Consider the following 11,336-nt stretch of genomic DNA (forward strand, 5'->3'; position numbering starts at 1 on the left):
TCCCGGGGGTGGCCTGTCCTCCGCTACGCTCGTCGCCATGGAGAGCGATCACTACTTCTCGTCGTCGCCTTCCAGCCCCGAGAATCTCCGGCGGATCCGCGTGTCGATCGCCGGCCAGCCTGTCGACGTCGTCACCGCCAGCGGTGTGTTCAGCCCGGATCACATCGACACGGGCACTGCGGTGCTGCTCGGCAATACCCCTCCGCCACCGGCCGGGGGGCATCTGCTGGATCTCGGATGTGGCTGGGGGCCGATCGCCCTCACGCTGGCGATGGATGCCCCACACGCAACGGTCTGGGCCGTCGATGTGAACGAGCGTGCTCTCGACCTCGTGCGAGCAAACGCCAGCACACTCGGTCTGTCCAACGTCAACGCTGTGCTGCCCGGCGATGTTCCCGAGGATGTCGTCTTCCGTACGATCCGCTCGAACCCGCCCATCCGCGTCGGCAAGAACCAATTGCACGGCCTCCTCGAGGAGTGGATCCCGAGGCTCGACGAGCGGTCGGATGCCTGGCTCGTCGTTTCCCGCAACCTCGGGTCGGATTCCCTCCAGCGCTGGTTGACGGCGACATTCCACCCGGGCTACTCGGTGCACCGGTCTGCGACGGCGAAGGGCTTCCGCGTCCTTCGGGTGCGTCGCCACGGATCGTCCGCAACCGCCCCGGTCGATCTGGTCTGACGCGCAGCTAGGCGAGAGCGATCTCGCCCGAGAAGACGAGTGTTGCCGGGCCGGCGAGCAAGACGTGCGGCTCGCCGCCGACGTCCACGACACGGACACCGAGCTCACCGCCGGGCACGCCGACCTGCCACACGTCTGGCGCCGCAGCACCCGCCCAGTGGCGAACCGCGAGCGCGGCCGCCGCGACGCCCGTGCCGCAGGAGAGCGTCTCACCGACGCCGCGCTCGAACACGCGCATCGTGATCCCCCCGGTCCCCTCGTGAACCAGCGGGTCGCTCGGAACGACGAACTCCACGTTCGCGCCCGAAGACGGCGCGGGCTCCAGCTGCGGCGCGCGGGACAGATCGATGCCGGTGAGCTCACTGTGACTGGGCAGAGCGACCACGACGTGCGGGTTTCCCACGTCCACTCCGATTCCGGGGCGCGCGACATCGAGGTGGCGGGCGCGCACGAGCACCTCGGACTCGTCGATCCGGAACGTCCCCAGATCGACCTCGAATCCGCGCTCGTGAACGGTCACCGGCTTGACCCCGGCGCGCGTCCCGATCAGGACAGGCCCCGCCTCGGCATCCGCCCAGCCGACCGCCGTGAGGTAGCGTGCGAAGACGCGGACGCCGTTCCCACACATCTCCGCGGCGGAGCCGTCGGCGTTGCGGTAGTCCATGAACCATTCCACGCCCGCGGCGGTCGCTGCCGCACCCTCGGCGATGGCTGCGGCCCGCACGACGCGCAGCAGCCCGTCGGCACCCACGCCGAAGCGCCGATCGCAGAGCGCGGCGACCTGGTCGTCGGTGAGGTGCAGTTCCCCATCGGCGTCGGGCACGATGACGAAGTCGTTGCCGGTCCCGTGGCCCTTCGTGAACGAGATGGCGGTGGACATGTCCTCAGTCTAGGAGCGCTGTGCCCCGCGAGCCTCCTCGAGCCGGACCGCATGCTCAGGGGCCGGTGAGCTGCGCCACGTCGGCGTCGGGCTCGAGCCAGTGCACACCGGTGTAGCGACGAAACCACGACACCTGACGTCGCGCGTAGCGACGCGTGAGCGCCTGGGTCTGCGCGATCGCCGCCGCAGCCGTCAGCTCTCCCGCGAGCTGAGCGAGCGCCTGCGCGTAGCCGATCGCCCGCCGCGCGGTGACGCCCCGCTCGATCCCTTTCGCGCGAAGACCCTCGACCTCCTCGACAAGCCCCGACGCCCACATCCGTTCGACGCGAGCATCGAGGCGGCCCACGAGGTCCTCCCGCGCCACGCGCCGGCCGAGCATTCGGGTGGTGGGATGCCAGAGGACCGGAGCGTCGGGCAACGCCGCCCCGTGACCGGCGCTTCCGGACTCGATGACCTCGAGGGCGCGGATCACCCGCCGCTCGTTGGCAGGATCGACGCGCGCCGCCGTCACGGGATCGAGTCGACGCAGGCGCTCCACCAGCACGCCGATTCCGACCTCGGCAGCTTCGGTCTCGAGGCGGGCACGCCGGATGGGATCGCGGGGAGGGAAACGGAAGTCGTAGATCACGCCCGAGACGTACAGGCCCGATCCGCCGACGAGGATCGCGTCCGCCCCGCGGGCGTGGATGTCGGTGATGGCCGCGCGCGCCGCCGGCTGATAGGTCGCGACGGCAGCTTCGTCGGTGACGTCGAGCACGTCGAGCAGGTGGTGCGGGATCCCGCGCCGCTCGGTCTCGGAGAGCTTGGCCGTGCCGATGTCCATGCCGCGATAGAGCTGCATCGCGTCGGCGTTGACGATCTCCGCGCCGCGACCGCGCCGCATCAGTGCCTGCGCGAGCGCCAGCGAGGTCTCGCTCTTGCCGCTGCCGGTCGGTCCGACGATGACCCAGAGCGTCGGCGCCCCGCTGGTGTCGATGTCCACGGGAGCCGTCGTGTCAGACTCCCACACGCACCGTGGGCAGGCCCAGCGAGACGGAGCGACGCTCGCCGTCCTCCGTGGCAGCCGGGACCGCACAGGACTCGGCGAGCGACCGATCCCAGGCATCGCCGGCGCGCGTGCGACGGATACGGAGTCGGGCTCCCTCAGGTGCATCGGCGAGCAGGTGGAACGGGGCCGCGTGAGTCACGGTCACCGTGACGACATCGCCCGGGCGCGGGATGTCGGAGCCCTCCGGCACCTCGAAGTGCACGAGTCGATTGTCTTCCGCGCGACCGGTGAGGCGTCTGGTCGCCGCGTCCTTCTTACCCTCCCCCGTGGAGACGAGGACATCGAGCTGACGCCCGATCTGGGCGTGGTTCTCCTCGAGGCTGATGCGCTCCTGCAGGGCGATGAGTCGGTTGTAGCGCTCCTGAACCACAGCCTTGGGGACCTGGTCAGGCATCGTCGCGGCGGGAGTGCCTTCGCGAATCGAGTACTGGAACGTGAACGCGCTGGCGAACCGGGCTTGCTCGACGACGCGCATCGTATCCTCGAAGTCCTGCTCGGTCTCACCGGGGAAACCGACGATGATGTCGGTCGAGATCGCGGCGTGCGGGATACGTTCGCGCACGCGCTCGAGGATGCCCAGGAACCGATCGCTGCGGTACGACCGTCGCATCGCGCGGAGGATGCGGTCGCTGCCCGATTGCAGCGGCATGTGGAGCTGCGGCATGACGGAAGGGGTCTCAGCCATCGCATCGATGACGTCGTCCGTGAAGGCGGCGGGGTGCGGGCTCGTGAACCGGATCCGCTCGAGTCCCTCGATCTCCCCGGCGGCGCGGAGAAGCTTGCCGAAGGCCTGTCGGTCGCCGAACTCGACACCGTACGAGTTCACGTTCTGTCCGAGGAGAGTGACCTCGATCGCACCGTCGTCGACCAGGAGGCGGATCTCATTGAGGATGTCGCCCGGGCGTCGATCCTTCTCCTTGCCCCGCAGGCTCGGCACGATGCAGAACGTGCAGGTGTTGTTGCACCCGACGGAGATCGAGACCCAGCCTGACGACACGCTGTCACGCTTGGTGGGCAGCGTGGACGGGAACACCTCGAGCGCTTCGAGGATCTCGAGTTCCGCCTCCTCGTTGTGGCGGGCACGCTCGAGCAGACTCGGCAGCGATCCCATGTTGTGTGTGCCGAAGACGACGTCCACCCACGGCGCCTTGTCGAGCACCCGCTGCTTGTCCATCTGCGCCAGGCACCCGCCGACCGCGATCTGCATCCCGGCACGCTTGTCCTTGCGCGACTTCAGGTGCCCGAGGGTGCCGTAGAGCTTGCCCGCTGCATTGTCGCGCACGGCGCACGTGTTGATCACGACGACATCGGCATCCTCGCCCGTTGCCGCCCGGACGTAACCGGCGCTCTCCAGCGAACCTGACAGGCGCTCGGAGTCGTGAACGTTCATCTGGCAGCCGAATGTCCGCACCTCGTAGGTGCGCGGCGCGCCCATCGGTGACACCGCGGCAGGGGAAGGCGCGATCGACGTCGGCGAGGCGGAGGGGGTGGTCATGATGCCTGCCATTCTACGAGCCGCAGATACGGGCAGGCCGAGCGCTCGCGTCGCCGCGGGTCTCACTCGCGGGGATCTGCCAGCGCGAGCCGCGCCGCCGACATCGCCACCCCGGGCGGATAGCCCCGCCTCTGGAGTTGACCGACGAGCCGTCGGATCGCCACATCGACGGGCACGCCCCGGAATCCGCCTGCTTTCTGTCGGGCATACTCGAGAGCTCGTTCGGCGTCGTCGTCGGGGAGCACAGCCAGCGCCGCATCGGCGATCTCCCGCGGTATCCGGCGCTTGGCCAGCAGCTGCGCAATCGCACGTCGCCCTTCCCGGCGCCGGGTGACGGCCGTGTGCACGAGTTGCTCTGCAAGGTCGGCATCCCCGAGCCACCGCTTACCCACGAGCTCGGCTACCAGAACCTCGGCGACGACCTTCTCGACACCATCGGCAACCAGCTCGTCTGTTGCCTCCGCCTCCGACAGTCCGCGCCTGCGCAGACGCTTGATCAGCCGATCGAGCGCTGAGCGGATGACAGCGGATGCCGCTCGGGTCTCTCCGTACGGATCGTCGGGGTACCGGTCGTCATCATCGTCGTAGAGGTCGTCATCATCGACCCACGTCGAGTGCCAGCTTCCAGCGGACAGATCCGCGCAGGCCTGGCCGCGATCCTCGCCGATAACATCGTCACCGCGAGAGCCTGCACCGCGAGGGACTGAGCCGTCACCGAAGAGCGGGATGACGGGGGCGAGCGAGGACTCGCCCCCGGTCTCACGCGTCATGATCAGGCCGGACGCCGCTTGGCGAGCTCGTCCTCAACGTCGCCGGCGGGCTTTGCCCCGCCGATACCGAGCTTCTCTTTGATCTTGGTCTCGATGTCGGCCGCGATGTCCTCGTTCTTGATCAGGAAGTTACGAGCGTTCTCCTTGCCCTGACCCAGCTGCTCGCCGTCGTAGGTGTACCACGCGCCGGACTTCTTCACGATGCCATGCTCGACACCGAAGTCGATCAGGCTGCCTTCGCGCGAGATGCCCGTGCCATACAGGATGTCGAACTCAGCCTGCTTGAACGGCGGCGCCATCTTGTTCTTGACGACCTTCACGCGTGTACGGTTGCCGACCGCATCCGTGCCGTCCTTGAGTGTCTCGATACGACGGATGTCCAAACGCACCGACGCATAGAACTTCAGCGCCTTGCCGCCCGCGGTGGTCTCGGGTGAGCCGAAGAACACGCCGATCTTCTCGCGCAGCTGGTTGATGAAGATCGCCGTCGTCTTGGTCTGGTTCAGGCCACCGGTGAGCTTGCGAAGCGCCTGCGACATGAGGCGCGCCTGCAGGCCGACGTGCGAGTCACCCATTTCACCTTCGATCTCGGCCTTCGGGACGAGCGCAGCAACGGAGTCGATGACGACCAGGTCGATCGCGCCCGAACGAATGAGCATGTCGGCGATCTCGAGCGCCTGCTCACCGGTGTCGGGCTGCGAAACCAGAAGCTGATCGATATCGACGCCCAGCTTCTGGGCATAGTCGGGGTCGAGCGCGTGCTCGGCGTCGATGAAGGCGGCGATTCCGCCCGCCCGCTGCACGTTGGCGATCGCGTGCAGCGTGAGCGTCGTCTTTCCGGAGGACTCCGGACCGTAGATCTCGATGATGCGTCCGCGCGGCAGGCCGCCGACGCCGAGAGCGACATCCAGCGCGATCGAGCCGGTGGGGATGACTTCGACCGGAGCGCGCTCGTCACTGCCCAGTCGCATGACTGAGCCTTTTCCGAACTGTCGATCGATCTGTGCGAGCGCTGAATCGAGCGCCTTCTCGCGGTCTGCGGGTGTGGGCATTGCGTGTGCTCCTTCAGCACTCGGTCCGTCGCCGGTGTCCGACGTCGGAGAATCGGCCGCCTGTAGGCTGTCGCGGTCCCGCTCGTATGAGCGTCACGTCGACAAGGCGTGTGGTGTCGTTCGACGCTGCTCACGGTACGCGGGGCCTCGGACATCACTGCCGAGCGTCTCGCGTGTCGTGGGCGAACGGCCTCTCGACTCCACCTGTGCAGGAGACTACGCGGTCATCGAACAGATATTCGACGACACGCCGCTGGATCAGCGCCGAGGTTCGAGCCGACCGACCCCATACCGACGCTGCGCGGGAACATCGGTCTCGGCACACAGCGCAAGCCACACCTCGCGTGGCGGCACGCCGGCGTCGAGAGCTTCCACCGCCGTGCGCCCACCCGCTCCGGAAAGCACGAGATCGACGAGGATGGCACTCGCGCGGGCACCGAACTCGTCAGCGACGGCACGGTCGAACTCGCTACGGCGCATTCAGAACGCGCGATTCAGCGCAGAGAGAGTTCGGCGTCCATCGACGCGACGAGCTCGTCGGGAACGACGTCGGGGAAAGTCTGCAGGCCCTCGAGCACGGCGAGCCGGTCGCCCACTTCCCGCATGATCGTCGAAATCGGAACGTCCAGCGCCTCCGCGACCGATGCGAGGATCTCGCTCGACGCTTCCTTCTGACCGCGTTCCACCTCACTCAGGTACCCCAGCGCGACACTCGCGCGGCTGGCCACCTGACGGAGGGTACGACCCTTCTGCTGGCGGAAGTCGCGCAGGACTTCGCCGATCTCCTGACGTACCAGTATCATCTCGGGCCCCCTCCTCACTGACTGCTTCTGCTGGTGGTGATTCCGCTGGTGTCGCGGGTGGACAACAGTACAACACCGATGTAGGTCACACTAATGCCGCCTTCTGGGGAATGGGTGGGAATCACCGAAAGTAACGCATCCGAAACATCCTCTGTTCCCGGGCGACGACCGCGCTCGCTCAGAGCGAAATCCGCAGCAGAGTGAGCGCCGCGGCAACGGCGTCACGCCGGATCGCGGCGCGGTCACCGGCGAGATCGTGCTCGCGAACCCACTCCCCGTCCGGCGTCGCAACAGCGACGTATACCCGCCCGACAGGTGCTCCATCCTGCGGGTCGGGACCGGCGACACCGGTCGTGGAGACTCCGACCTCGGTGCCGCGCGCTCCCGTCGTGGTCGCGATCCGCACACCCCTGGCCATCTGGATCGCGACCTCGGGATGCACCGGGCCCTCCCGTTCCAGAAGTCCCGCATCCACCCCGAGCAGACTCGCCTTCAGATCGGTCGCATACGCGACCACGGCGCCGCGGAGCACATCGGAGGCGCCGGGCACGGAGACGAGCTCGGACGTGAGGGCTCCCCCGGTCAGCGACTCGGCTACACCCAGCCGCCATCGGCGCACACGGAGCGCCTCGAGCACCTCCGCAGCGGCGGAAGCGCCGTGAGTCATCTGCCGTCTTCCTGCGCCGTCGAGACCCGTCGAGCCCGCGCCGCGCGGACTTCCGTCACGACATAGTCGATTCCGCTCGCAACCGTCAGGATCACGGCGATCGCCATCGTGATGCCGTTGACCCAGAACACCCACTCACCCACGAGCGTCGACAGGGGAAGCAGCGCCAGCGAGAGGGCGACAGCCTGCGCGACCGTCTTGAGCTTGCCCATCCACGCCGCGGCGAGGACATGGTCGCTGACGACGATGAACCGGTACACCGTGATGCCGATCTCGCGGGCCAGAACCACGATCGTGATCCACCAGGGCAGCTCGCCCAGGATCGACAGGCCGATGAACGCGAAGCCCGTGAGCACCTTGTCGGCGATCGGATCCAGAAGCTTCCCCAGATCGGTCACGATCTCGTACTTGCGGGCGAGGTACCCGTCGATCCCGTCGGTGGCGATCGCCACGATGAAGATGACCGCGGCCCACCAGCGCAACGGGCCGTCCGTTCCCCCGTCGGCCAACAGCATCCAGAGGAAGATCGGCGCCATGAGGATGCGCACGACGGTGATCGCGTTCGGCAACTGCCTCGGAATGGCCATGGGCCGAGCCTACTGCGCGCCGGCCACGGCAGTCAGGCGCGACTCAGTCGCGGCCGGTGAGGCCCCAGGCGTCTTCGCTGCCCTCGTCGCCGTCGACGACCTCGTACCCGTCGTACTGTCCCTCGACAGCATCCGGCCCGTACGCGTCCTCGGATGCCGCTGCCGGGGCATCCTCGCCGCGCAGGCGTGCCAACACCCCCGGGAGCTGCTCGGCAGTCACCAGAACATCGCGCGCCTTTGAGCCCTCCGACGGCCCGACGATCTCGCGGGATTCGAGGAGGTCCATCAGTCGCCCCGCCTTCGCGAAGCCCACGCGGAGTTTGCGCTGCAGCATCGAGGTCGAGCCGAACTGGGTCGAGACGACGAGCTCAGCGGCTGCCAGGAGCAGCTCGAGGTCGTCGCCGATGTCGGCATCCACTTCCTTCTTCTCCGCGGCAGCCTGCACGTCCGAACGGTACTCGGGCCGCGCCTGACCGGTGACGTGGGCGACGACCTTCTCGATCTCGGACTCGCTGACCCACGCTCCCTGCACGCGGAGTGTCTTGGATGCCCCCATGGGCAGGAACAGCGCGTCACCCTGTCCGATGAGTCGGTCGGCACCGGGCTGGTCGAGGATGACACGCGAGTCGGTGACGCTGGTGACCGCAAAGGCCAGCCGCGAGGGGACGTTCGCCTTGATGAGGCCCGTCACGACGTCCACGGAGGGACGTTGCGTCGCCAGGACGAGGTGGATGCCGCTGGCCCGCGCCAGCTGCGTGATGCGAACGATCGAATCCTCGACGTCTCGCGGCGCCACCATCATCAGGTCCGCGAGCTCGTCCACCACCACGAGCAGATACGGGTAGGGCTTGAGGACGCGCTCGCTGCCCGGCGGCAGCTTCACCTCGCCGGCCACGACCGCGCGGTTGAAGTCGTCGATGTGGCGGAATCCGAACGACGCGAGGTCGTCGTAGCGCATGTCCATCTCTTTCACGACCCACTGCAGCGCCTCGGCGGCCTTCTTGGGGTTCGTGATGATGGGCGTGATCAGGTGCGGCACGCCCGCATAGGACGTCAACTCGACGCGCTTGGGGTCGATCAGCACCATCCGTACCTCGGACGGCTTGGCACGCATCAACAGGCTCGTGATCATCGAGTTCACGAAGCTCGACTTGCCCGAGCCGGTCGAACCGGCCACGAGCAAGTGGGGCATCTTCGCGAGGTTGGCCACGACGAAGCCGCCGCCGACGTCCTTGCCGACCCCGATCGTCATGGGATGCGTCGACTGCGCCGCCGCGGCGGAGCGCAGAACATCGCCGAGGGTGACGATCTCGCGGTCGGTGTTCGGGATCTCCACACCGATCGCGCTCTTGCCCGGGATCGGAGCCAGGATGCGGACCTCGTTGGAGGCGACGGCGTACGCGATGTTGTTCGTGAGCGCCGTGATGCGCTCCACCTTCACGCCCGGCCCGAGCTCGATCTCGTACTGGGTGACCGTCGGGCCACGGGAGAATCCCGTCACCCGAGCGTTGATCTGGAATTCCTCGAAGACGCCGGTGATCGCGCGGACGACGGCATCGTTGGCTTCCGAACGCGATTTCGCGGGGGTTCCCGCGGACAGGTTGTTGACGGACGGGAGCCGGTACGGCGCCATCGGGGTGGCCCGGGGCGCGTCGCTGCCGATCCCGGTCACGCCAGGAAGCACACCGTCCTCGTCGTCCGCGTCGTCGTCCTGCAGGCCCGTGCGCGAGCTTCCGACGGCCTTCTTCGCGCCGTCGAGCACCGCCGGATCGATGACCTCGGTCAACGCATCGGGCGCGGGAGCATCGGCGGTGACCGCCTCGAAGGCCTGATCGAAACCGCCCTCCGGAGGTCCGGGCGGGAGCAGCTCGGTCAGGTCCTGCGTCGAGAGTCCGCCGTCGGCATCCTCTTCGCGTCCCGAGCTGTTGCGACGCCACCACGGCATCGACGCACGCTCCGTGGATGCCGCATCCTCGGCATCCGTCTGCGCAGCAGCGCGCTCCGCACCGAACATCCACGCGTACAGGTCGCCGAGGCGCCGTCCGATGCGGTTGGGCGGCGTCTTGGTGAGGATGAGGATGCTGAGGACGGCGAGCAGTCCCAGCACGATCCCCGCACCGATCGACGTCAGGCCCAGAGCGAGCGGCTCACCGAGCATCCATCCGAACACGCCGCCCGCTTCACTGAGCGCGGGCAGACCGTCCCGCGGCTGCGGCCGCCCGCCGTACACGTGCGCGAACCCGGCGATGACCAGCAGAACGAGGCCGAACCCGATCCCGATGCGGCCGTTGTCGTGGACGGATGCGGGATGGCGGAACAGCCAGCCGGCCAGGATCACCAGCAGGACCGGGAGCACGAAGGCCACCCGCCCGACCAGCCCGCCGACCGTGTAGGCCGAGATCATCTCGCCGATATCGGCGCCGATGAAGAACCACTCGACGACCGCACCGGCGATCGCGAGCACCACGAGGAAGAACGGGAACCCGTCGCGACGCTGATCCTTCTCGAGGGTCTCGGGGCCGAATGCGCGGAACAGACCACCCGTTGCGTGCGCGAGGCCCATCCACATCCGCACGATGAGGGCAGGTCGCTCGTCATCCCCGACGTACCGCTTCGGCGCCGGCGCGGACGCGCGCGAGCGAGAACCCTTCGCGGGCGCACGACCAGAGGTCGAGGTCTTGGTGCTACTCCTCGGCATGACCTCCACGGTAGGCGCGACCACCGACGATTGCCCGGAACGACGCGGCCTGTCGGCATCCCCTCCCCCACGTCCTCCGCCCCGCGCACTCGCAGAGCGGGCCGGCGGTCAGCGCAGGCGCTTGACCATGGTGTCGCGACCGAAACCACTCTGGACGACGGCGAAGCCCTCGCTGCGGTAGAACGTCGCCGCGAAATTGCCTCGCTCGACACTCAGACTCAGGCGAGCGAAGCCATCCGTGCGCGCCTGCACGGCGAGCCTCTGCAGCAGCGCCCGACCGACGCCGTGGGCCCGCCAGATCGGCCGTACGCCGATGATCAGCTCCGGCACTCCCGTACCGACATAGCCGAAGCCCGGCTCTGAGCGCGGAAACATGCGATACCAGGCGGCGCCGATGGGTTCGTCATTGGTGTCGAGGGCGACGAAGCCGGCGTCGCCCGGTCGCATCCAGCCCGACACGTACTTCCCGTGGTCGGGCGAGGTCAGCACGTCGTAACGCGTTCGCGGCTGCCCGGCCGACCAATTCGCCGCCTCGACGACCATGTCGGCCAGGAACGCACCGTCGGCCGCGGTCGCGGGACGGATGCGGAAGCTGGCGGGCATGCGGCGATTGTAGCGAGCGCAGACTGCCCCCCTCGCCGGGCGTACCCGCCTAGG

12 protein-coding genes are annotated in these 11,336 nt (G+C 68.1%); 1 reads left to right on the forward strand and 11 read right to left on the reverse strand.

The genetic code is table 11. The annotated features are described in order from the left end of the window. Positions 1 to 37: 37 nt before the first annotated feature. The gene (locus tag ACSGC5_RS12990; protein WP_434971018.1) at positions 38 to 679 is read left to right on the forward strand and encodes a class I SAM-dependent methyltransferase; all 642 of its coding nucleotides are present in this window, start codon (positions 38 to 40) and stop codon (positions 677 to 679) included. 7 nt (positions 680 to 686) lie between these two features. On the opposite strand, the gene dapF is transcribed toward ACSGC5_RS12990, so the two are convergent. The 11 genes from dapF to ACSGC5_RS13045 all read right to left on the reverse strand — a co-directional run bounded on the left by dapF (position 687) and on the right by ACSGC5_RS13045 (position 11,282). Further along, the gene (gene dapF, locus ACSGC5_RS12995) at positions 687 to 1,559 is read right to left on the reverse strand and encodes a diaminopimelate epimerase (RefSeq protein ID WP_434971019.1); all 873 of its coding nucleotides are present in this window, start codon (positions 1,557 to 1,559) and stop codon (positions 687 to 689) included. 55 nt (positions 1,560 to 1,614) lie between these two features. Next, on the reverse strand, positions 1,615 to 2,568 hold the full coding sequence (gene miaA, locus ACSGC5_RS13000; protein WP_434971020.1) for a tRNA (adenosine(37)-N6)-dimethylallyltransferase MiaA: 954 nt from the start codon (positions 2,566 to 2,568) through the stop codon (positions 1,615 to 1,617). Continuing rightward, entirely contained in the window at positions 2,555 to 4,102 is a 1,548-nt protein-coding gene (gene miaB / locus ACSGC5_RS13005) for a tRNA (N6-isopentenyl adenosine(37)-C2)-methylthiotransferase MiaB (RefSeq protein WP_434971021.1), read from the reverse strand. The genes miaA and miaB overlap by 14 nt, the downstream gene beginning before the upstream one ends. A 62-nt stretch (positions 4,103 to 4,164) precedes the next feature. Then, positions 4,165 to 4,872, reverse strand: coding sequence for a regulatory protein RecX (locus ACSGC5_RS13010; protein ID WP_434971022.1), 708 nt, complete (start codon positions 4,870 to 4,872; stop codon positions 4,165 to 4,167). 2 nt (positions 4,873 to 4,874) lie between these two features. After that, entirely contained in the window at positions 4,875 to 5,924 is a 1,050-nt protein-coding gene (gene recA, locus ACSGC5_RS13015) for a recombinase RecA (protein ID WP_434971023.1), read from the reverse strand. 258 nt (positions 5,925 to 6,182) lie between these two features. Next, positions 6,183 to 6,404: a DUF3046 domain-containing protein gene (locus tag ACSGC5_RS13020; protein WP_434971024.1), complete on the reverse strand. Its 222-nt coding sequence runs from the start codon at positions 6,402 to 6,404 to the stop codon at positions 6,183 to 6,185. Positions 6,405 to 6,418: 14 nt separating this feature from the next. Next, complete coding sequence (locus ACSGC5_RS13025; RefSeq protein ID WP_300591430.1) at positions 6,419 to 6,727, reverse strand: helix-turn-helix domain-containing protein; 309 nt, start codon at positions 6,725 to 6,727, stop codon at positions 6,419 to 6,421. A 178-nt stretch (positions 6,728 to 6,905) separates the two neighbouring features. Then, positions 6,906 to 7,394 (reverse strand): CinA family protein, encoded by a 489-nt coding sequence (locus ACSGC5_RS13030; protein WP_434971025.1) that lies wholly within the window; start codon positions 7,392 to 7,394, stop codon positions 6,906 to 6,908. Next, a complete protein-coding gene (gene pgsA, locus ACSGC5_RS13035; RefSeq protein WP_434971026.1) occupies positions 7,391 to 7,981 on the reverse strand; it encodes a CDP-diacylglycerol--glycerol-3-phosphate 3-phosphatidyltransferase in 591 nt (196 codons plus the stop codon). Before pgsA ends, ACSGC5_RS13030 begins: the two co-directional genes overlap by 4 nt. Positions 7,982 to 8,024: 43 nt before the next feature. Beyond that, positions 8,025 to 10,679 carry a DNA translocase FtsK 4TM domain-containing protein gene (locus tag ACSGC5_RS13040; RefSeq protein ID WP_434971027.1) on the reverse strand — a complete coding sequence of 885 codons (2,655 nt, stop codon included), beginning with the start codon at positions 10,677 to 10,679 and terminating at the stop codon, positions 8,025 to 8,027. Positions 10,680 to 10,787: 108 nt separating this feature from the next. After that, positions 10,788 to 11,282, reverse strand: a complete 495-nt coding sequence (locus ACSGC5_RS13045; RefSeq protein WP_434971028.1) for a GNAT family N-acetyltransferase — start codon at positions 11,280 to 11,282, stop codon at positions 10,788 to 10,790. Between the last annotated feature and the right edge of the window lie 54 nt (positions 11,283 to 11,336).

Source organism: Microbacterium sp. bgisy207, from assembly GCF_965345035.1.
GTDB lineage: Bacteria > Actinomycetota > Actinomycetes > Actinomycetales > Microbacteriaceae > Microbacterium.